Raw genomic sequence first — 21,636 nt, 5'->3', positions numbered from 1 at the left:
TCCAGTTTCAGACATTCGAGGCGCGTTCGCGGATGGCTAAAGAACCCGCCCGCCCAGCGCTTCCTCGTATTTCTTGCGCGCGGCATTCACTTGCGGCCGTGCCGAGACTTCCGGCACTGCGACATCCCACCAGCTTCCACCGGCCTCGGTCGAAACCAGCGGGTCGGTGTCGATGACCAGCACCGTCGTTCGCGTGTTCTTCTTCGCTTGCGCCAGCGCTGTTTCCAGCCCGGCGACCGACGGCACTTTTTCGGCAATCGCACCCATGCTCGCAGCGTGCGCGGCGAAGTCGATCTCGGGCAAGGTTTCGTGACGGGCGTCCTTCAGCAGATTGTTGAAGTTGGCGCCGCCGGTCGCCATCTGCAACCGGTTGATGCAGCCATAGCCGCGGTTGTCGAGCAGCACGATGGTCAGCTTGAGGCCGAGCATCACCGAGGTCGCGATCTCGGAATTGAGCATCAGGTAAGAGCCGTCGCCGATCATCACCACGACCTCTTCGTCCGGCTTGGCCATCTTGACGCCAAGCCCGCCGGCGATTTCATAGCCCATTGTCGAGAAGCCGTATTCTGCGTGGTAGGAGCCGGGGGCACCCGCCTGCCATAGCTTGTGCAATTCGCCGGGCAAGCCGCCGGCGGCATGAAGCAGTACCACGCCGGAGCCCATGGCGCGCTGTACTGCGCCGATCACTTGCGCGTCGGACGGATAGGCGGCATTGGTCGACGCCGTCACCTTGTCGGCATCCGCTTGCCAGTCCTTCTTGCCCGCGATCGCATTGTCGGTCCAGCCTGAAGGGGCTTTCCAGCCTTTCAGCGCCGCATCGAGTTCGGCGAGCCCTTCCGCCGCATCGGCGACCAGCGGCAGCGCCTGGTGCTTTCCGGCGTCAAAAGGCTGCACGTTGAGCCCGATGATGGTCCTGCCGGCATGCTTGAACAATGCCCAGGAGCCGGTGGTGAAATCCTGCAGTCTGGTGCCGACGGCAAGCACGACGTCGGCCTCTTCGGCCAGCCTGTTGGCCGCCGAAGTGCCGGTAACGCCGACCGCGCCCATGTTCAACGGATGATCGTCCGGGAGCGAGGATTTGCCGCCTTGCGTCTCACAAACTGGAATGCCGGCGCCTTGCACCAGTTTTGCCAGCTCCTCGGACGCCTGCGAATAGAGTGCGCCGCCGCCCGCGATCACCAGCGGCTTTTTCGCTGCTTTGAGTACCGCGACTGCGGCCGCCAGTTCGTTGCGGTCCGGGCGCTGCCGTCGCGGCGTCCAGAGTCGCTCGGCAAAGAAACTCTCGGGGTAGTCATAGGCCTCGGCCTGCACGTCCTGGCACAGCGCCAGCGTCACCGGGCCGCATTCGGCGGGATCGGTCAGCACCTGCATGGCGCGGTTGAGCGCCGGCATGATCTGCTCCGGCCGCGTGATGCGGTCGAAATAGCGCGACACCGGGCGGAGGCAGTCATTGACCGTCGCCGTGCCATCGGAAAAATCCTCGGCCTGCTGCAGGACGGGATCGGGAATGCGATTGGCGAAGACGTCGCCAGGCAGAAACAGGACAGGCAACCTGTTTACATGCGCAAGTGCCGCAGCGGTCACCATGTTGAGCGCGCCGGGGCCGATCGAACTGGTCGCGGCCATGAAGCGGCGGCGGAAATTGGCCTTGGCGTAGGCGATCGCCGCATGCGCCATTGCCTGCTCGTTATGGGCACGGAAGGTCGGCAGTTCGTCGCGAACCTGGTAGAGCGCCTCGCCGACGCCGGCGACATTGCCGTGGCCGAAGATCGCCCAGACTCCGCCGAAGATCGGCACTTTCTTGCCGTGCATCTCGGTCATCTGTCGGGCAAGAAAGCGGGTCAGCGCCTGCGCCATCGTCAGGCGGATTGTCTTGGTCATGTCGGTTCCTCCGCAGTGCTTATGTCGCGCCTTCTTATGCTGCTTTGCGACCGCGCGCGGCAAGCCATGCCTCGGTCAGTTTTTCGAAACGCGATGCCATGTCGGCCACCGCCTCCTCGTCCGACATCTTGCCGGCAAGCCATTGTTCGGCCGCGTTAATGAAGATGGTGCGGCCGACAGCGAAGCCTTTGACGATAGGCGCCTTGGCGGTGGCGGCGAAGGCCGCTTCCAGCTCGTCCTGCGGCGCTTCCAGGCCAAGCAGCACAATTCCACGGCACCACGGATCGTGCTTCAGGATCACCGCTTCGATCTTTGCCCATGCGCCGGCCGATGCCTGCGGTTCGAGCTTCCACCAATCGGGCTTGATGCCGAGTGCGTAGAGTTCCTCGAGCGCGCGCGGGATGGTCATGTCGTCGAGCCTGCCGTGCTTGCCGGCAATGATCTCGACCAGAAGTTCTCTGCCCATTTTCCGCGCGGCCTCGAACAAAGCGCGCAGTTTCTGCTGCTGTTCGCTCTTCAGCGCCGCGGGATCGTCGGGATGATAGAAGCACAGGCACTTGATGCAGTGGTCGACCGGCCATTCGGTCAGTTGCGAACCTATGTCGTGCGAGAACTCGAAGCGAAGCGGCCGCGAACCCGGCAACTCGACCGGCCGGCCGAGCCAGGCGAAGGAATGGTGGGCGAATTCGAACATCGCCTCGCGTCCGTATTTTTCGTCGAGCAGCATGCCGTAGCCGGCGCGGCCAGCCGCAACCTTGGCCGCAGCCTTGACCGTCAGCACCTTGAAAGCCGGGATTCGCGACGGATCGGCGCCGGCTTTTGCCGCGACATCCTCCAGCTGGACGCGGTGGTCGCAGGCGAACGCCATCAGCGAGGGGATGTCGCGCCGGCGCGTGGTCGCCCAATGGATGTGATTGATCGCCTCGTCCTTGCGCAGCGCCAGATGCTTGCTGCCGTTTTTCAGGAAGAACTGCAATTCCTCGAAAGTCGGGTATTCCGGTGCGCAGAGGAGCCGCGACACGGCAAAGGCGCCGCAGGCATTGGCCCAGGTCGCCGCCGTCGCCAGGCCTTCCTCGCCGAGCCAGCCGCGCAGGAAGCCCGACATGAAGGCGTCGCCGGCGCCGAGCACATTGTAGACCTCGATTGGAAATCCCTTGCCGACGATACCGTCCTCGAGGTCGTCGCTGATCGGCCCGTCATAGACGATGCAGCCCATGGCGCCGCGTTTCAGCACGATGGTTGCCGCCGACAGCGAGCGGATGGTTTTCAGCGCGCTCAGGCAATCGTCTGCGCCCGAGGCGATCATGATTTCCTCTTCGGTGCCGACGATGAGATCGCAATCGGGCAGCACCGTCTTCAACTGCGCCGAGACGCGGTCGGATTTCACATAGCGCTCGAAGCCTTCGGCGTGGCCGGCGAGACCCCAGAGGTTGGGGCGGTAGTCGATGTCGAACACCACCTTGCCGCCCTTGGCTTTCATGACACGGATCGCCTTGCGCTGGGCGGCGTCGCTGTTGGGCCGTGAAAAATGCGTGCCGGTGACGACGACCGCGCGTGCCGAAGCGATAAACGCCTCATCGATATCGTCTTTCGAAAGCGCCATGTCGGCGCAATCGCTGCGATAGAAGATCATCGGCGAGACGCCTTCATCCTCGACCGACAGCAGCACCAGGGCGGTCAGCCGCTCCGGATCGGTCTTGAGGCCTTGGACCGAAACGCCCTCGCGGGTCAGCTGCTCGCGGATGAAGCGGCCCATCTGCTCATTGCCGACGCGGGTGAGCAGCGCCGAGCGCAGGCCGAGCCTGGCAGTACCGACCGCGATATTGGCCGGACAGCCGCCGACCGACTTGGCAAAGGAAGTAATGTCCTCGAGGCGCGAGCCGATCTGCTGACCATAGAGATCGACGGAAGCGCGGCCGATGGTGATAATGTCGAGCGGCGCATGTCTCGCTTCCACGGCTTCGCCCATTCGAACCTCCCATCGGCTTTGTTGTTTTGGGTAACACGCGCGAGCGGCAGCGTGGCGCCGGCAATATGAAATAATAATTCCAATCCATAGTCAATATGGAACGAGCATTCCCAAGGCTGAAAAGTGCTGTGCAAGGCTCGCGCGTTCAGAAACTTTGAAGTCAGACGAACGTCAAGTGTCTACCACTGAAACCAGCTGATTTACCAAGGAAGCGGGCCATCATCGTTGAAGTACCCGGCGGTCGGGCCATCGGCGTCCAAGGTCGCCAGGTGAATGACGATCTCGGCCGCCTGCTGCACCGTGCGGTGACCTTTATACCCGTTGAGATCGGTGGCAGTGTAGCCGGGCGCCGCGGCGTTGACCTTGATGCCTTGCGGCGCGAGCTCCCTGGCGAATGCCACCGTGATGGCGTTCAAGGCTGTCTTGGAGCTGCCGTAGCCCATCATGTTAACGGCGTGGTTCGCAGTGGCGGGATCGAGCGCCCGGCCGATGGACCCGGTGGAGCTGCTCACCATCACGATCCGGGCAGCAGGTGCTGCTAGCAGCAGCGACAGGAATGCCTGGGTCACGCGGATCGGGCCGAAGACATTGACGTCGTAGGTGGCCTGGATGTCGGCGATCCGCTGCTGGCTCGGCGGCAGGTCGTAATTGATGGCGACGCCGGCGTTGTTCACCAGCACGTCGAGGCAGGGGCTGGCCTGCCTGAATGCCTCGGCTGCCGCCTTCACACTGTCATCCCGCGTGACGTCCAGCTCAAGCCACTCCACGTCGAGGCCTTCGGCGCGCAATGCCTGCGCCGCCGCCATGCCGCGTTCGGCGCTCCTGGCGCCGAGCCAGACCTTGAAGCCCTTGGTCGCCAGTTGCCGGGCGATTTCACGGCCTATACCCTTGTTGGCGCCGGTCACCAGCGCGCTTTTCGATGTCGTCATATCGGTGTCTCCATGTTTGCTGTGGAAGACCCACAAATGGCGCGAGACAGCGGGCGCCGCGCGCCGGAAATTCTCCGGTTCTTGCCTAATCCTCTCACGCTGTTGCGCAGCCGGTGCGAATGCGCGATGCTGGCGCAATGAGCGAAGCGCTGCAGGAGTTGATCGAGATCGCCAGCCGTCATGCGCGCGGGCGACGAACAAGAACGGCGATTCCCCGCGTTTCGATCGGCCGCAGCGAAGTCGCCACGGCGCCAATACCAGGGGTGTGGGGGTCGGGGATCTTATTCGTACTGCAGGGCGCGAAGACGGTTCTGATCGGCGACCGGGCTCTTCGTTACAATCCGGCCAGCTATTTCATCTATACTGTCGAGACGCCCACCATCAGCCAGATAATCGAAGCGAGCGCGGCGCGTCCTTACCTGGCCATTGGCTTGACCCTTGACCTGCAGGCCGTCGCCGCGCTCCTCGTCGAGCACGCGCCGGCCCTCAGGGGCGATAGTTTCTCCACCTCTCCCGCTGATGACGACCTGCTCGACGCGTTGCGTCGAATGCTGCGGCTGCTTGACCGGCCAGCGGAGATTCCCGTGCTCGCGACCATGATCGAGCGAGAGATGCTGTTTCGGCTCCTGCAAGGCCCGCAAGGCGGAAAGCTTCGTGAACTTGCGCGCGCCGATGGCCATCTGTCCCGGATTGGCCGGGCGATCGCCTGGATCCGTTCGCATCCCCATCAGCCGGTCCGGGTCGGCGACCTGGCCGAGATTGCCCGTATGAGCAGTGCTGCGTTTTATCGTCACTTCAAGGCGGCGACGGCCATGAGCCCAATCCAGTATCAAAAGCAAATCCGCTTGCTGGAAGCCCGCCATCTGCTGATTGCCCAGCCGGGCAACGTCGCACGTGTCGCCTTCGCCGTCGGCTATGAGAGTGCTTCCCAGTTCAGCCGGGAGTATGCCCGCCAGTTCGGGTCGCCGCCTGCACGCGACGCAGCGCGGCTTTCGGCAGAAGGCGAAACGGCAATAGAGGTGATCTAAGGCTTGCGCTTGCGGCCGCTGTCGCGCCGCTTCTCGCCGACCGCGACGGTCAGCGCCATAGCCAAAGCCATCGTCGCCGACAGCGAGCGGAAGCCGGCGAAATCGGCCTCGGCGACCTCGAACCAGACCCTGGCGAATTGGGCGAGTGGCGAAAAGGAGCTGTCGGTAATCGCCACGATCGGCACGCCTTGCTCCGAAATGACGCGCGCCTCCTCGATGGTGGCCGGGGCATAGGGCGAAAAGCTGATGGCGATCACGGCGTCCCTTGGAGAGGCAAAGCCGATCATCTCTGCATTGAGGCCGGCGGCCGATTCGATCAGCTGGTTGCGGATCTTGAGCTTGCCCAATGCATAGGCGATATAGGAGGCGACCGGGTAGGAGCGCCGCTTGGCCAGCACGTAAATGGTTTCGGCCTTGGCCAGCACGGTGATCGCATCTTCGAAATGGTCTTCATTCAGCGTGCGCGAAATGTCGTTGAGCGAGGTACTGGCTGCGGCAACAAAACCGTCGAAAATCGCGCGGTGGCCGGCGCCTTCCTCGGCCTTGGCGCGCAATGCCGCCAGCCTTTCATCATAGGATGAGTTGCGCTCGCGCAGGCGCTCGCGAAACACCAACTGCAGGCTGGTGAAACCATCAAAACCAAGCTGCTGGGCAAAGCGGATCAGGGTCGAAGGCTGGACACCGGCGGAAGCGGCGATGCTGGCAGCGGTGCCGAAGGCGATATCGTCTGGGTTGTCGAGCGCATAGGCGGCGATTTGGGCGATACGTTTCGGCAGGCTCTGACGCCGCTCCAGTATCGTCGCCCGCAGCGTCTCGAAATCGCGCGGCACCCGTTCGTCCATCGTCGCTCCGCCCAGGCTCATCGTCTGGTTCCCTCTGTGGCCCATCATAGCGGGCCCGTGCAAGAACACCATAAAAAATGAGACAAGCGTTCCATCTGCAGACAAAATGGACTAATTCATCCACACAAATTTTGCGCACAGGGAGGCAAGCGGATGGTCGGGGTAGGTCTTATCGGCACGGGTTTCATGGGCAAGTGCCACGCCATTGCCTGGAACGCGGTCGGCACCGTCTTTCCCGATGTGGCCAAGCCAAGGCTGGTCCATCTGGGCGAGGTCAACGAGGATCTTGCCAAACGCCGTGCCAGCGAATTCGGCTTCGCCAAGGCGTCCGGTGACTGGCGCGCCGTCGTCGACGACCCGGATGTCGATGTCATCTCGCTGACCACGCCGAACCAGTTCCACCCGGAAATGGCCATCGCCATCCTCGAAGCCGGCAAGCATCTGTGGTGTGAAAAACCGATGGCGCCAAGTTTTGCGGAGGCGCAAGCAATGGCTGCGGCGGCCCAAAAGTCCGGCAAGGTGGCCGCGCTCGGCTATAACTATATTCAGAATCCAGCGATCCGCCATATCGGCGCGCTGCTCGACGAGAAGATCATCGGCGAGGTCAACCATCTGCGTATCGAGATGGACGAGGACTTCATGGCCGATCCGGAGGCGCTGTTCTTCTGGAAGCACGAGGCGGCGTCCGGTTACGGCGCGCTCGACGATTTCGCCGTGCATCCGCTGTCGCTCATCGCCGTACTGTTCGGCCGCGTTGCCCGCGTCATGTGCGACATGGCCAGACCCTATGCCGACCGCCGCGTCGCCTCGGGCGGGCGCCGCGCGGTCGAGACCTACGACATCGCGAGCATCCTGATGCATCTCGAAAACGGCATCGCCGGCACGCTGCTGGTCAACCGTTCGGCCTGGGGCCGCAAAGGCCGGATCGCCATCCAGATTTTTGGCTCGAAGGGCTCGATCCTGTACGACCAGGAGCGGATGAATGAGTTCCAACTCTATCTGACGGCCGACCGGCCGACCGAGCAAGGCTATCGCACCATCCTGGTGGCGCCGCATCATAAGCCTTATGACGCCTTCCTGCCGGCGCCCGGCCACGGCCTTGGCTTTAATGACCTCAAGATTATCGAATGCCGGGAACTGTTGACGCGACTTGCCGGCAAGCCGGCGCGGATCATCGATTTCGACGAAGGCCTGGAGATCGAGCGCACGGTGCACGCGATGGCGCGCTCGTTCGCGGAACAGCGCTGGATGGAGGTGCGGTAGTAAGCCCGCGCTGGTCTCCCCTTCCCCCCTTGTGGGAGAAGGGGAGACCGAGCGAAGCTCGGTCGGATGAGGGGTGTTGGACGGATCGCTACAGCGAAGAAATAACCGCTTAAAATCCCTCAATATTTTTGCGCCGAGTTTCTTCCAGCACCCCTCATCCGGCTCGGCGCTGCGCGCCGATCCACATTCTCCCACAAGGGGAGAAGGTGAAGTGCTCAGGCGGCTCCTGGCCGGCCGGCGATCATGGCGCGGCGCACCGACCGGCGCTGCTCGACGGCGTCGGCAAGGCCGTGCAGCACGGTCTCGGTGGTCGCCCAGTCGATGCAGCCATCGGTGATGCTCTGGCCATAGAGGAGCGGCTTGCCGGGCACGACATCCTGCCGGCCGGCGACAAGGTTGCTCTCGATCATGACGCCGATGATGCGCTCGTCGCCTGCCGCGATCTGGCCCGCCACGTCAGCCGCCACCAGCGGCTGGTTTTCCGGCTTCTTGTTGCTGTTGGCATGACTGACATCGATCATCAGCCGAGGTGCCACGCCGATCCGGCCGAGCTCAGCGGAGGCAGCAGCTATGCTTGCCGCGTCGTAGTTGGGCACAATGCCGCCGCGCAGGATGACGTGGCAGTCCTCGTTGCCGGTGGTCGTCGCGATGGCGCTGCGCCCACCTTTCGTCACCGCCATGAAATGGTGCGGCTGGGCGGCGGATTTCACCGCCTCGGCCGCGATCCGCAAATTGCCGTCGGTGCCGTTCTTGAAGCCGACCGGGCAGGACAGGCCTGATGCGAGTTCGCGGTGGATCTGGCTCTCGGTCGTGCGCGCGCCGATCGCGCCCCAGGCGACGAGGTCGGCAATGTATTGCGGAGTTGTCATGTCGAGGAACTCGGTCGCTGAGGGAAGGCCGAGATTGTTGACCGCCGAGAGCACGTTGCGGGCCATCCGCAGACCCTTGTCGATGTTGAAGCTGCCGTCGAGGTCGGGATCGTTGATCAGGCCCTTCCAGCCGATCGTCGTGCGCGGCTTCTCGAAATAAACCCGCATCACGATCTCCAGCCGGTCCGACAGGTTTTCACGCAGCGATGCCAAACGGCTGGCATAGTCTACGGCGGCGGCCGGGTCGTGGATTGAACAGGGGCCGACGACGACCACCAGCCGATCGTCGGTGCCGGTCAGCACCGCGTGGATCGCATTGCGTGACGCGGCAACGGTGCGCGTCGCCGTCAGCGTGCGCGGTATCTCCCGCATCACCTCGTCCGGCGTGCTCAATTCCCTTATTTCTTTGACCCGAAGATCGTCTGTGGTCGTCAACACGGCTTATGCTCCTGATTGGGAGACCTGCCGGCTGAAACAAAAAAGCCGCCAGGTCTGGCGGCTGTTCGGATATTGTTGCTGCAATCTTCAGATCGAGCGCAATCCTCCCGCCGCCAGCGAGCTCATAAAGTACCAATATGTGGCGGTCAGGTTGATCATGAGGGCTGATATAGTCGATGCGGATGCGCTTGTCACGTGCCTGGTGAGGAGGAGGTTTACTCCAGCCCATTCGCGATTGGCTGAAGCCCCCCGAACTTCGTCATCCTCGGGTCTGCGCCGCGTCGCTGCGCTCCTTGCTCCGCCCGTGGATGACGAAGCGTTCCGCTAGACTTGCCGGCGTTATTCCGGCGACGACCCGGCGACGCTCTGGTCGTAATCGACCAGCGACCCGGTCATGACGCCGGACTGCGGGCTGATCATATAGCTGATCAACCGGGCAAGCTGTGCCGGCTTCACCAATTGACCCATCGGCTGCGCGGCCTCGGCCCTTTCCAGCCAGTCGTCCGGGGCGTCGTGCCATTTCTTCTGCACGATCGCCTCGCCTTCGGTGTCCATCCAGCCGGGCAGCACCGCATTGCAGCGGATGCGATTGCCGCGATAGGCATTGGCGACATTCTTGGTGAGTGTCGCCAGCGCTCCCTTGCTTGACGAATAAGGCGCCAGGAACGACTGGCCGCAATGCGCCGACATCGACAGCACATTGACGATCGAGCCCGGTACCTGGCGCGCCAGCAAATGCGCTACCACGCCCTGCATCAGGAAAAACGGGCCGCGCACATTGGTCTGGAATATCTGGTCGAACAGATCCTCGGAGGTCTCGACCAGCGAGCCGCGAGCCGAGGTGGCAGCGGCGTTGACCAGCGCGTTGACGGAACCAAAATGGCCAATCGCCGTTTCGACCGCACGCTTGCAGTCGGCCACTTTTGAGACGTCGGCGCTGATGAAGATGGCATCGACGCCTGCCCCCTTGAGGATGGCGACAGCCTTGTCGCCCTTCTCCTGCGAGCGGCCGATCAGCGCCAGCGCCCGGCAACCCTCATCGGCCAGCGCTTCGGCGACGGCAAAGCCGATGCCTTGTGCGCCGCCGGTGACGATGGCGCGTGTTTCGGAATTGCGACCGGCTGAACCGTTCATCGCCTTGCTCCTGTGCTTGATAGTCAGATTGTTTTGTCGAGGCGGACGGTCTTGCCTTCCTTGGCCGATTTCAGCGCCGCATCCGCCAGCCTGAGCGCCACCAGCCCGTCCTTGCCGCTCGGCGCCGCCTTCTTGCCTGACGTCGCTGCCGCGATGAAGGCAGCGATCTCGTTGGCATAAGCGTCGAGATAACGGGTCATGAAGAAATCGTGCAGCGGCGGCCGCGTATAGCCTTTCTCATTGGCCAGTTCGATCGACACCGGCCGCTGGTTCTCGGCCGCAATCATGCCTTTCGAGCCATGCACCTCGATGCGCTGGTCGTAGCCGTAGGTGGCGCGGCGCGAGTTGGAGATAACGCATTGCTTGCCGGAGGCAGTTTCGAGGATGACGCTGACGCTGTCGAAGTCGCCGGCCTCGCCGATCTTCTTGTCGACCAGCACCGAAGCATGCGCGCTGACCGCCACCGGCTCCTCGCCGAGCAGGAAGCGCGCCATGTCGAAATCATGAATGGTCATGTCGCGGAAGATGCCGCCCGAGCGGCCGATATAGTCGAGCGGCGGCGGGCCGGGATCGCGCGAGGTGATTGTCACCATTTCGACAGTGCCGATGGCGCCGTCGTCGATCGCCTTGCGCACGGCGGCAAAATGCGGATCGAAGCGGCGGTTGAAGCCGACCATCAGGGTGGCGCCGGCCTTGTCGACGACGGCCAGGCATTCTTCCACTCTGCCGGCGTCGAGATCGATCGGCTTTTCGCAGAAAATCGCCTTGCCCGCTTTGGCGAAGCGTTCGATCAGATCGGCATGGGTATCGGTCGGCGTGCAGATGACGACCGCATCGATATCGCCGGCCTTCTCGATGGCATCGATGCTGCGCACTTCGGCGCCGTAGGCAGAGGCCAGATCGGTCGCCGCCTTCTCGAAGGCGTCGGCAACTGCGACCAGCCTGGCCTCAGGATTGGAACCGACGGCGCGAGCATGGACCTTGCCGATACGGCCGGCACCGAGAAGAGCAAAGCGAAGAGGCATGAAGAGTTTTCCTTTGAGGATGGTTCGGAAGGGAGGGCGTGTCAGCGCCTGTGGCTCGGCGTTGGCCGTTACGCCGCAAGTTCCGCCTGCCCGGTCTTGGCGCCGGTGATGTAGGAGACGATATCGTTGCCGTCGGTGTCCTGCTTGCGCAAATTGGCGACGATGCGGCCGCGCCGGAAAACGACGATGCGGTCGACCAGGTCGAACACCTGGCGCATGTTGTGAGAGATCAGGATCAGCGGTTCGCCATTCTCCTTCAGCGTGCGGATGATGTTTTCGACCTGCATCGTCTCCTGCACGCCGAGTGCCGCCGTCGGCTCATCCATGATGATGAGCTTGGAAGCAAAGGTCGCGGTTCTGGCAATTGCTACGCACTGGCGCTGGCCGCCCGACATGTGGCGGATAGTATTGGAAAGATTGGGGATCTTGACCGCTGTCCGGACCAAGGCTGCCTCGGTCGCCTTGCGCATGAACTTGCGATCGAGGATCGAGAAGGGCCCGAGATTGAACAGCACCCGCTCGCGGCCGAGGAACAGGTTCGACGGCACGTCGAGGTCGTCGGCGAGCGCCAGGTTCTGGAACACCGTCTCGATGCCTGCCTCGCGGGCTTCGATGGGGCCGGCAAAATTCACTTCCTTGCCGTCGAACCACATCCTGCCACTGGTGCGCTGCTCGACGCCGGTGATCTGGCGTACGAAGGTCGATTTCCCCGCGCCGTTGTCGCCCATGATAGCGACATGCTCGCCCTTGCGCAGCTCGAAGTCGGCACCCTCCAGCGCATGGACGCCGCCATAATACTTGGTCAGGTTTTCGGTCTTCAGGACGATGTCCGACATGATCAAGCCCTCATTGCCCGCAGGCGTTGGCGCCACTGGTCGAGAACGACTGCGCCGACGATGATCACGCCTTTGACCATCTCCTGATAATAGGCGTCGAGGCGCAGAAAGGTGAAGCCGGAGATGATCACGCCGAAGATCAGCGAGCCGATCACCGTTCCGATGATCGAGCCGCGGCCGCCCGACAGCGAGACACCGCCGATAACCGCCATGGCGATCGCATCGAGCTCGTACATTACACCCATGCCGGCCTGGGCGGTGAGATTCTTGGAGCTCAGCACCACGGCGGCGAGCGCGGCGAGGACGCCGGCAATGACGTAGACGAGGATCTTGTGGTTGGCGATGTTGATGCCGGACATGCGCGCGGCGTCCTCATTGGAGCCGATCGCATAGCAGTGCTTGCCATATTTGGTGTAACTCAGGATCAGCTGGAACAGCACTGCGAGCGATATGAAAATGATGACCGGCATCAGCCCCTTGCCGATGGCGGCGAAACTCTCGGTCGGAAACGAGATCGGCTGCCCCTTTGACCACCATTTGGCGATGCCGCGCGCGGTGACCATCATGCCGAGCGTGGCGATGAACGGCGGGATGCGCGTGTAGGCGATCAAAGCGCCGTTGACCAGGCCGGCCAGCAGGCCGCAGCCGATCGCGACCAGCACGGGCACGATCACCGGCAGGTCGGTCCAGCCCTGGGCGATGAACATCGCCTTGGGGTTCGGGTTGCCGTTGACCGTCGCCACCTGGGCGAAGCTCATGGCTATCATCGCCGTGGCGCCGACGATCGAACCTGAGGACAGGTCGATGCCGCCGGTAATGATCACCTGCGTCACGCCGATGGCAATAATGCCGACGATCGACACCTGCAGGATGATGATCTGCAGGCGCGCTTCGTTGAAGATCGCATCGATATTGTCGCGGGTATTGAACAGGAAGCTGTCGCCCAGGAAAACCCGGCCGATCAGCTCGAAAGCGCCGACCAGGATGACGAGCGCCAGGAAGACGTTGAATTCGGCCGGCCATGCGCGCCGTTTCGCATCATAGCTGAGCCCGCCGACGCCGTGAGATGTCTGTGCCAATCGTGCTTCCTCCGTCAGCCACGGTCTCCACTCGGCGCTGTTCAGGCCGAGAGGGAAAAAGCGGAGCGGCGCTGTCTTACTTTGGCGCGCCGCTCCGTATCGGACAGGTCCGCCTCAGTTCTTCTTCAGGAACTTGTCGATATTTGCCGGCGTGACCAGCTGGAACGGGATGTAGACCTTGTGCTCGACCTTCTCGCCCTTCGCCAGCTTGAGCGCCGCGTCAAGCGCGCCGGCACCCTGGCCGGCCGCGTCCTGGAACACCGTCGCATCGAGGTCGCCCGCCTGCATCGCGGCAAGCGCATCCTGGGTAGCGTCGACCCCGCCGACGACAACCGACTTCATGTCGATGTTGGCGGCCTTCATCGCCTGGATGGCGCCGATGGCGCTTTCGTCATTATTGGCGATGACGCCGTCGAACGGCTTGCCGGTCGACAGCCAGTTGGTCATCAGGTTCTGCGCTTCTTCGCGCTTCCAGTTCGACGTCTGCTTGTCGATGATCTTGATGAAGCTGCACTCCGGTGTGGCGATCACGTCATCAATGTCCTTGGTGCGCTGCACCGCTGCCTGGTTCGACAGCTCGCCCATGATCACATAGACATTGGCTTCAGTCTTGCCGGCCTCCTTGAACAGGCGGCAGACCTCCTTGGTCTCGAGCGTGCCGGAATCGGCTTCGTTCGAGGCGACGAAGGCCTGGTTTTCGGGCAGCTTGTCGACGTTGACCGGCTCGCGATTGACATAGACCAGTGGAATCTTGGCAGCGGCGGCTGCGTCCGACATCGCCTGGGTCGCCGAGGTGTCGACCGGGTTGACGATGATGGCGTCGACGCCTGAGGCGGCGAAGTTCTTGATCTGGTCGAGTTGCTTGGCGACGTCGTTCTGCGCATCCTCCACCTGCAGCTCGACGCCGTCCATGCCCTTGGCCTGTTCAATCATGCCGTTGCGCAGCACGGTGAGAAAATTGTCGTCGAACAACGCCATCGACACGCCGATCTTGGCGGCAAAGGCGGACGAACTCATCAGCGCCGCGAACGCGACGCCCAAAAGCAGTTTTTTCATTTTATTTCTCCTCCACATTGGTGTCCGGCTGCACCGATCTACCCGGAATCCCCGATCTCGCAGGGAATTCTCTCCCGATTGCCATTTTTGGTTCCGGAGGCATTTGCCTGAAACAGATCTTCCGGAACGAAAGAACCAAAATGCTCAGATGGTGAAATATTTATTCCATTTCGCGTGGGCGTCAAGCGAGATTTCGCCATGAGGAATGGATTTTCGGCATTTCGAGCGCTTTTGGACGGACGCTCAGGCAAGCGAGGCCTGAAAGCATTCTGATAGATTACATCATGTCTGCCGCCGATGACCGCGACGTCAGATGTTTTCCGGCAGATAAATGTCGAAGGGCAGAAAGGTCTGGCCCGGCGCATTCGCAGCGCCGGTCTCGATGGCATGCGCCATCAGCCCGACAAGCTCGCGGCAAAGCGCCGCCAGTGGCGTCGAGATCACCATGGTCAGGAAATTATCTGCCAGCGCCGCGCGGGAGTCGGGCGTGATCTCGTTGCAGACGACCGCCGGCATCTCAGCCGGCTTTGCCTCCCTCAGCGCCGAGATCGCGCCTTCCATGCCGCCACCGGCGACATAGCAACCGGCGAGATCAGGGTGGCGGGCCAGAAGCTCGATCATTGCATCATGCGTGATCTGGTTCGCTTCCAGATTGACCAACGTCTCGAGGAGAGTGAATTCCGGCGCCTGCTCGCGAAAGAAGGAGCGAAAACCGATCTCGCGAAGCTCATGGCCATGGAAGCGATGGCTGCCGACGAAGAGGGCAACCTTGCCAGGTCTCTTCGCGGCCTTCGAGATCATCCAGGCAGCGGTGCGGCCGACCTTGCGATTGTCCAGGCCAACATAGCCCTCGCGAATACCGGATGCAAAGTCGGAAAGCAGGGAGAACACCGGTACGCCATTGGCTTTCAGAGCCTCGACGGCGACCGTCAGCGTCGGGTGATCAGGCCCGACCAGGGCGACGGCCCTGGATTTGGCGGCCAGCTTGCGCATCCGCTCGACGATCTCGTCCGGCGCCAGCGAAGCGGCGAAGTCGATGGTGGCCACGCCGCGAAAGCGCGGCGACTGCGATACCGCCAGTTCAAGCTCGCGGGCAAATTCGCTGTAGAAGACGTCCTCCCGCCTCAACAGCAGGAACCCGAGCCGGTATTCGGGCAATTCATGGCGCATCCGCTGCTTGATCAATCCGGCTGCGTGATAGCCGATGCTGGTCGCGGCCTCATAGACGCGGCGCGCGGTTTCCTCGCGCACCGGCAAGCGGTTGTTCAGCACCCGGTCGACGGTGGCAACGCTGACCCCCGAAATGCGCGCCAGGTCGGTGATCGTCGGCCGTTTCGCCATCGCTGCCTCATTCCACTGTTTGGCCCTTTTACACCATTCTGATGGAAAATGATAGAAACTATCTTTGTGATATTGAGCCTATCAGGGCTCGGCGTTATTTTGAACGCTGACCGAATATGATCGAGGCCTCCGCTATGGTGGATATTGGACTCCGAACCGGGAATACGAGCTCCGCAGCGGCGTCCCGACGCGACTATAGCCTGATCGGCCGCGACGCGAAGCTTGCCGTCGAGAGCGGGCTGGCGGCGGCCGAGTGGTATCACACCGACGTGCCGCGCAAGCAGATGAAGGAGCTGATGCAGCGCTCCGACGGCCCGGCGATCCGCGATACCATCGTCTGGCTCGGCGCCATGATCCTCAGCGGCGCCGGCGCCGCCTGGTTCTGGGGCAGCTGGTGGTGCGTGCCGTTCTTCTTCGTCTACGGCGTCCTCTACGGTTCCTCCACCGATTCACGCTGGCACGAATGCGGCCACGGGACCGCTTTCAGGACGCAGTGGATGAACGACGTGGTCTATCAGGTCGCCTGCTTCATGATCATGCGCAACCCGGTGACCTGGCGCTGGAGCCACACGCAACATCATACCGATACCATCATAGTCGGCCGCGATCCGGAGATCTCGGTGATGCGTCCGCCCGATCTGCTGCGCGTGGTGCTCAACTTCGTCGGCATTCTCGACGCCTGGCATGCGATGAGCGACATGCTGCGCAATGCAGCCGGTATCGTCAGTCCGGCCGAAAGAACCTTCATTCCCGACCAGGAGCAGCCGAAGGCAATTCGCATTGCCCGCATCTGGACGACAATCTATGCCGCTACCATTGCGCTGGCGCTCTATACCGGCTCGTTCCTGCCGCTGATGCTGGTCGGTCTGCCCAGGCTTTACGGTGCCTGGCACCATGTCATGGTCGGCCTGCTGCAGCATGGCGGCCTGGCTGAAAACGTCACCGATCACCGGCTCAACAGCCGCACCGTCTACATGAACCCGATAAGCCGCTTCATCTACTGGAACATGAACTACCACGTCGAGCATCACATGTTTCCCATGGTGCCCTATCACGCGCTGCCCAGGCTGCACGAACTGATCAAGCACGATCTGCCGGCGCCGACACCATCCATCCTGGCCGGCTACCGCGAGATGATACCGGCTTTCCTGCGCCAGCTGCGCAATGAGGATTATTTCATCAAGCGCGAACTGCCGCCGACGGCGCGGCCCTATCGGGAGGATTTCCACAGCGATAACGCTGCTGTTGCGGTGGCTGCTGAATGACAAGCCCATGCCAATGCACCAAACATCGAGGGACCCGTAAATGAGCGACTGGGTCGAGGCCTGTGACGCCGAGGACATCGACGAAGAAGACGTGATGCGCTTCGACCATGGCGGCCGCACCTTTGCCATCTATCGCAGCCCCGACGACGGGTATTTCGCCACCGACGGGCTTTGCACGCATGAGAAGGTGCATCTGGCGGACGGGCTGGTCATGGACGACGTCATCGAGTGCCCGAAGCATAATGGCCGCTTCAACTACAAGACAGGGGCTGCCAAGGGCGCGCCGGTCTGCGTCGATCTAAGAACTTATCCGGTCAAAGTCGACGCCGGCAAAGTCCTTGTCCGGATCGGTTGATGATGACGAAGGGAATGGTCATCATCGGCGCCGGCGAATGCGGCGGGCGCGCCGCCCTTGCGCTGCGCGAGCTCGGCTATGATGGCCCGGTGACGCTGGTCGGCGACGAGCCGCATCTGCCCTATGAGCGCCCGCCGCTGTCGAAAGACGCGATGGTTGCCGACGCGCCCCTGATCAAGGCGATCGCCAGTGAGGCGGTTCTGGCCGAAAGATCGATCAGGCATATCCATTCGGTCCAGGCGGTGGCGATCGTCCGAGAGGCGCATGTCGTGCGCCTCTCGGACGGTTCCGCCCTGGCCTACGACAAGCTCCTGCTGGCGACCGGTTCGGTGCCGCGCAAGCTGCCTATGCCGGGCCTTGGCGGGCGCTGCGTCTACCTCCGGACCTTCAACGACGCGCTGGCCATTCGCGCCCATCTCAGCGCCGGAAATCGCATCGCCATAGTCGGCGGCGGCTTCATCGGGCTTGAGCTTGCCGCGGCGGCGCGCAGGCTGGGTGCGGCGGTCACCATCATTGAGGCGCAGCCGCGCATCTTGATGCGCGGCGTGCCAGCCGAGATCGCTGGGGTTATCCATCAGGCGCATGAAGCGGAAGGCGTGAAAATCCTGTGCGGCGAGGGCATCGCCGCCATTGCCGATGATGGCGCCGAAGTGCGCATCGCGCTCGCCGGTGGACGCGACATTGTCGCCGATCTTGCCGTGATCGGCATCGGCGCCGTGCCGGTGACCGGACTTGCCGCGGAGGCGGGGCTGACCGTCGACAATGGTGTTGCCGTCGACGCCGAGCTTCGCACCAGCGACCCGGATGTCTTTGCCGCCGGCGATTGCTGTTCGTTTCCGCTCGCCATCTATGGCGGCAGGCGCGTGCGGCTCGAAGCCTGGCGCAACGCACAGGAGCAGGGCGCGCTCGCCGCAAGGAATATGCTTGGCGCCGGCGAGGCCCATGCGGCGGTGCCGTGGTTCTGGTCGGATCAGTACGGCCTGACCTTGCAGATCGCCGGCCTGTCGGACGAAGGCCGCAGCATCGTGCGCCGCGACCTCGGCGACGGCGCCTTCATCCTGTTCCACCTCGCCGAGGACGGCAGGCTGGTTGCGGCAAGCGGCATCGGCGCCGGCAACGCGGTCGCCCGCGACATAAGGCTGGCCGAGATGCTGATTGCGAAGCAGGCAAGGCCGGCGCCGGAAGCGCTAGGCTCGCAGACCATCAAGTTAAAGTCGCTGCTGGCGGCTTGATCCGCCGCGTGGATAATTGGCCGAGCGCGTTCGGCTAAAACAGCGCCTTCAGCTCCGGCAGCTTGTCGTTGACCAGCCAGCCATAGTAATTTTCCTCGGGCAGTTTTTCCGGCTCGCCCGCAGCGCGGCGCTTGTCGTTCTCGGCCTTCAGCGCATAGGCGCGCTGTTCGGGGTTGCCGATATTGTAGAGCGTCGACGTGATGCCGGGATTGCCTGAGATGTCAAAGCCGGCAATGCTTCTATAGGCGTCGATCGATTTCCGGATTATTGCTGCGACATAAGGCAGTGTCAGGTCAGGATCCATGATGGTCTTGTAGACCGCGTTGGGATCGCCGACGTCGAGTTCCGGCAGGCCGGAAACCTTGTGCACGAGGTCGCTCATTTGCAGTGCCGTCAGCGGATTGAGCTGGCCAAGGCCAAAAGTCTGGCCGGCATAATAAGGCTGGAAGAAAATGGCGCCTAAGCGGTCGTTGGGAAAGCTCTCGCCGTCGACGGTCTTGCCGCGGAACGACCGGTTCCACACCTGTTCGCGGCACTCCCACAGATCGTAGCTGTCGGACTTCCCTGCGCATTTCGCAAATTGCGGCCGCTGCACGAAATCGGAGATATCCTCGCCATCATAGGCAAAGGAGAGCTTGCTCGACAGATACGAAATCGCCTTGACGTAGTAGGTCTGCAGCCGGTCGTAGGCATCGACATTGTAGGTGTGCTCGCCGACGATGGCGCCGACGATATGCATTGGGTCGATGCCATAGGCCGCGGCTGCCTGCTTGATCTTGCCGCGCAACTCGGCATCGTTCTGGAGCAGCGCAAAGACTTTGCGGTATTTCGCCTGGAAGGTGGTGTTGGTCGCCTGGGTGCGCCGGCTCGAAGCGCCCGGTATGTCGGGCTGCTCGGTGTTGCGGTTGCCCGGCGGCACCATCGTTGCCGCTTGCGCGGCGAACATGGCTGCCGCCAGCGTCAGCCCCAAAATGACGAGGATCAGTTTTTTCATGCGCCGCCGCCCAAATAGTCGCCGGCAAACTAGGTAATGCTCCACCGGGAGTCGAGAGACGCCTGCACCCGACGGGACGAAAGCTTGCCGGATGCTTCCATTTGGCCACACATCGGGAATGCTGGGCCAAACTGGGGAGGCCGGGAGCAATTCCCCGACCCTCTTCGAGAATGAAGCGTCTCCTACAAGATGAAACGCGACAAGTCCGTGTTTCTGGAGAGGTCGCCGACATGCTTCTCGACATAGGCGGCATCGATGGTCACCGAGGTGCCGTTGCGGTCCGGCGCGTCATAGGAGATATCGTCCAGCACCCGTTCCATCACCGTCTGCAGCCGCCTGGCGCCGATATTCTCGACGCTGGCGTTAAGGTCCACGGCGATGCCGGCCAACGAATCGATCGCGTCATCGGTGAAGACCAGGTCGACGCCTTCGGTCTTCATCAGCGCGATATACTGCTTGATCAGGCTGGCTTCGGTCTCGGTGAGGATGCGGACGAAATCGTCCTTCTCCAGCGCCCGCAGCTCGACGCGGATCGGCAGGCGGCCCTGCAATTCCGGCAGCAGGTCGGAGGGCTTGGCGACGTGGAACGCACCCGAGGCGATGAACAGGATGTGGTCGGTCTTCACCGGTCCATATTTGGTCGCAACCGTGGTGCCTTCGACCAGCGGCAGCAGGTCGCGCTGCACACCTTCACGCGAAACACCGGCACCGATGCCGCCTTCGCGCGAGGCGATCTTGTCAATCTCGTCAAGGAAGACGATGCCGTCATTCTCGGTCGATTCGAGTGCCCTGCGCACCACTTCGTCCTGATCGAGCAGCTTGTCGGACTCGTCGCTGATCAACAGCCCGTAGGATTCCTTGACGGTCGTCTTGCGCAACTTGGTCTTCTTGCCGCCCATCGCCTTCGACAGCATGTCGTTGATGTTGAGCACGCCGATATTGGCGCCCGGCATGCCGGGAATCTCGAAGCCAGGCATGCCGCCATTGCCGGTATCGGCCACTTCGATCTCGATCTCCTTGTCGTCGAGTTCGCCGTCGCGCAGCTTCTTGCGGAAACTGTCGCGGGTGGCCGGGCTCGCCGTCTTGCCGACGAGCGCTTCGAGCACCCGTTCCTCGGCGTTGATGTGGGCACGCGCCTTGACGTCCTCGCGCATCTTCTCGCGCACCAGCCCGATGGCGATCTCGACCAGATCGCGGATGATCTGCTCGACATCGCGGCCGACATAACCGACCTCGGTGAACTTGGTGGCTTCGACCTTGACGAAAGGCGCACCGGCAAGGCGTGCCAGGCGGCGTGAAATCTCGGTCTTGCCGACACCGGTCGGGCCGATCATCAGGATGTTCTTCGGCATCACCTCTTCGCGCATCTGGCCCTCGAGCTGCTGGCGGCGCCAACGGTTGCGCAAGGCAATCGCCACGGCACGCTTGGCGTCTTTCTGGCCGATGATGAAGCGGTCGAGTTCCGAAACGATTTCGCGGGGAGAGAAGGTGCTCATGTCACTAAATTCCACTTTGCCACTGCCGAATGGACTCGAACGGATGCAGCAGCATGATCACGTTGAGTGTCAGATTGTCCCGGATGAGATAGCCGACACCGAATTCGAAGATGAGGGCGAGGGTCACGATCACCCATATAGGAAGCCTTCGCGCCATGACAAACCCCAGCACCATGGCCAGCGTGTCGGACACCGAATTGATGATGCTGTCGCCATAATAGTCGAGCGAGATTGTGCCGGCGCGGTAGCGGTCGATGATGAAAGGGCTGTTCTCGAGCAACTCCCAGCCGCCCTCTATAACCACCGCAAAGGCCAGCCTGAGCCCGATCGGCGAGCGCGGGAAAAGGAACCACGCCAGCGCATAGAACAAGAAGCCGTGAATGATGTGCGAGAAGCTGTACCAGTCGGAAATATGCTGGGAATTCTCGGAGCTCTGCACAATGCCGTGCCACAGCTTGACATAGCCGCAGGTACAGATCGGCGTCCGCCCCATGCCGTAGAGAGCCCCGGCCTGGAAGATGACCAGGCCGAGAACCAGCAGAAGCCCCATTCGCCAGCTGTCTTCGTAGGCCGAGACGGTTTTGTCGCTGGATACGCTCATGCT

At 62.5% G+C, this 21,636-nt stretch carries 19 protein-coding genes; 5 read left to right on the top strand and 14 right to left on the bottom strand.

Annotation, left to right across the window (positions count from 1 at the left end; genetic code table 11):
• Positions 1 to 36 precede the first annotated feature (36 nt).
• The 3 genes from iolD to NKH33_RS13450 all read right to left on the bottom strand — a co-directional run bounded on the left by iolD (position 37) and on the right by NKH33_RS13450 (position 4,779).
• The gene (iolD, locus tag NKH33_RS13460) at positions 37 to 1,881 is read right to left on the bottom strand and encodes a 3D-(3,5/4)-trihydroxycyclohexane-1,2-dione acylhydrolase (decyclizing) (protein WP_352919919.1); all 1,845 of its coding nucleotides are present in this window, start codon (positions 1,879 to 1,881) and stop codon (positions 37 to 39) included.
• Between the two features lie 34 nt (positions 1,882 to 1,915).
• Positions 1,916 to 3,850 (bottom strand): bifunctional 5-dehydro-2-deoxygluconokinase/5-dehydro-2-deoxyphosphogluconate aldolase, encoded by a 1,935-nt coding sequence (locus tag NKH33_RS13455; RefSeq protein ID WP_352919918.1) that lies wholly within the window; start codon positions 3,848 to 3,850, stop codon positions 1,916 to 1,918.
• 200 nt (positions 3,851 to 4,050) lie between these two features.
• Complete coding sequence (locus NKH33_RS13450) at positions 4,051 to 4,779, bottom strand: SDR family oxidoreductase (protein ID WP_352472328.1); 729 nt, start codon at positions 4,777 to 4,779, stop codon at positions 4,051 to 4,053.
• Positions 4,780 to 4,916: 137 nt separating this feature from the next.
• Between NKH33_RS13450 and NKH33_RS13445 the strand changes: the two genes are divergently transcribed.
• Positions 4,917 to 5,807, top strand: coding sequence for an AraC family transcriptional regulator (locus tag NKH33_RS13445; RefSeq protein ID WP_352919915.1), 891 nt, complete (start codon positions 4,917 to 4,919; stop codon positions 5,805 to 5,807).
• Here the strand turns inward: NKH33_RS13445 and NKH33_RS13440 are convergent.
• On the bottom strand, positions 5,804 to 6,649 hold the full coding sequence (locus NKH33_RS13440) for a MurR/RpiR family transcriptional regulator (RefSeq protein WP_352540037.1): 846 nt from the start codon (positions 6,647 to 6,649) through the stop codon (positions 5,804 to 5,806). The genes NKH33_RS13445 and NKH33_RS13440 overlap by 4 nt on opposite strands.
• Positions 6,650 to 6,802: 153 nt before the next feature.
• Here NKH33_RS13440 and NKH33_RS13435 point away from each other — a divergent pair, with 153 nt between their 5' ends.
• On the top strand, positions 6,803 to 7,912 hold the full coding sequence (locus NKH33_RS13435; RefSeq protein ID WP_352682256.1) for a Gfo/Idh/MocA family protein: 1,110 nt from the start codon (positions 6,803 to 6,805) through the stop codon (positions 7,910 to 7,912).
• A 215-nt stretch (positions 7,913 to 8,127) separates the two neighbouring features.
• Here the strand turns inward: NKH33_RS13435 and NKH33_RS13430 are convergent, their stop codons facing one another.
• The 7 genes from NKH33_RS13430 to NKH33_RS13400 form a co-directional block, all read right to left on the bottom strand.
• Positions 8,128 to 9,219, bottom strand: coding sequence for a 3-deoxy-7-phosphoheptulonate synthase (locus NKH33_RS13430; RefSeq protein ID WP_352682253.1), 1,092 nt, complete (start codon positions 9,217 to 9,219; stop codon positions 8,128 to 8,130).
• 339 nt (positions 9,220 to 9,558) lie between these two features.
• Complete coding sequence (locus tag NKH33_RS13425) at positions 9,559 to 10,353, bottom strand: SDR family oxidoreductase (RefSeq protein ID WP_352682250.1); 795 nt, start codon at positions 10,351 to 10,353, stop codon at positions 9,559 to 9,561.
• Positions 10,354 to 10,376: 23 nt separating this feature from the next.
• Positions 10,377 to 11,378, bottom strand: coding sequence for an inositol 2-dehydrogenase (gene iolG, locus NKH33_RS13420; RefSeq protein ID WP_352919907.1), 1,002 nt, complete (start codon positions 11,376 to 11,378; stop codon positions 10,377 to 10,379).
• Between the two features lie 68 nt (positions 11,379 to 11,446).
• Positions 11,447 to 12,214 (bottom strand): ATP-binding cassette domain-containing protein, encoded by a 768-nt coding sequence (locus tag NKH33_RS13415; RefSeq protein ID WP_023677519.1) that lies wholly within the window; start codon positions 12,212 to 12,214, stop codon positions 11,447 to 11,449.
• A gap of 2 nt (positions 12,215 to 12,216) precedes the next feature.
• Positions 12,217 to 13,293, bottom strand: a complete 1,077-nt coding sequence (locus tag NKH33_RS13410; protein ID WP_292655972.1) for an ABC transporter permease — start codon at positions 13,291 to 13,293, stop codon at positions 12,217 to 12,219.
• Positions 13,294 to 13,407: 114 nt separating this feature from the next.
• The gene (locus tag NKH33_RS13405) at positions 13,408 to 14,349 is read right to left on the bottom strand and encodes a sugar ABC transporter substrate-binding protein (RefSeq protein ID WP_352614967.1); all 942 of its coding nucleotides are present in this window, start codon (positions 14,347 to 14,349) and stop codon (positions 13,408 to 13,410) included.
• A 309-nt stretch (positions 14,350 to 14,658) separates the two neighbouring features.
• A complete protein-coding gene (locus tag NKH33_RS13400; RefSeq protein WP_023677522.1) occupies positions 14,659 to 15,690 on the bottom strand; it encodes a LacI family DNA-binding transcriptional regulator in 1,032 nt (343 codons plus the stop codon).
• 134 nt (positions 15,691 to 15,824) lie between these two features.
• Here NKH33_RS13400 and NKH33_RS13395 point away from each other — a divergent pair, with 134 nt between their 5' ends.
• From NKH33_RS13395 to NKH33_RS13385, 3 genes are read left to right on the top strand one after another with little or no spacing between them, the layout of a single operon-like run.
• Positions 15,825 to 16,955, top strand: coding sequence for a fatty acid desaturase family protein (locus NKH33_RS13395; protein WP_352919904.1), 1,131 nt, complete (start codon positions 15,825 to 15,827; stop codon positions 16,953 to 16,955).
• Positions 16,956 to 16,995: 40 nt separating this feature from the next.
• Positions 16,996 to 17,310: a MocE family 2Fe-2S type ferredoxin gene (locus NKH33_RS13390; RefSeq protein WP_352769569.1), complete on the top strand. Its 315-nt coding sequence runs from the start codon at positions 16,996 to 16,998 to the stop codon at positions 17,308 to 17,310.
• Between the two features lie 2 nt (positions 17,311 to 17,312).
• Positions 17,313 to 18,542 carry an NAD(P)/FAD-dependent oxidoreductase gene (locus tag NKH33_RS13385; RefSeq protein WP_352920112.1) on the top strand — a complete coding sequence of 410 codons (1,230 nt, stop codon included), beginning with the start codon at positions 17,313 to 17,315 and terminating at the stop codon, positions 18,540 to 18,542.
• 34 nt (positions 18,543 to 18,576) lie between these two features.
• Here the strand turns inward: NKH33_RS13385 and NKH33_RS13380 are convergent, their stop codons facing one another.
• From NKH33_RS13380 to NKH33_RS13370, 3 genes are all read right to left on the bottom strand, one after another.
• Positions 18,577 to 19,536 (bottom strand): DUF1402 family protein, encoded by a 960-nt coding sequence (locus tag NKH33_RS13380; protein ID WP_352919901.1) that lies wholly within the window; start codon positions 19,534 to 19,536, stop codon positions 18,577 to 18,579.
• Between the two features lie 182 nt (positions 19,537 to 19,718).
• Positions 19,719 to 21,032 carry an ATP-dependent protease ATPase subunit HslU gene (gene hslU, locus NKH33_RS13375; RefSeq protein WP_254815924.1) on the bottom strand — a complete coding sequence of 438 codons (1,314 nt, stop codon included), beginning with the start codon at positions 21,030 to 21,032 and terminating at the stop codon, positions 19,719 to 19,721.
• Between the two features lie 4 nt (positions 21,033 to 21,036).
• Positions 21,037 to 21,633 (bottom strand): DUF2585 domain-containing protein, encoded by a 597-nt coding sequence (locus tag NKH33_RS13370; protein WP_352780865.1) that lies wholly within the window; start codon positions 21,631 to 21,633, stop codon positions 21,037 to 21,039.
• Positions 21,634 to 21,636: the final 3 nt, after the last annotated feature.

It is taken from the genome of Mesorhizobium sp. M1182 (assembly GCF_040318335.1).
Lineage (GTDB): Bacteria > Pseudomonadota > Alphaproteobacteria > Rhizobiales > Rhizobiaceae > Mesorhizobium.
Note: the sequence above shows the minus strand (reverse complement) of the source record. Positions and strands in the feature narration are given on the sequence as shown.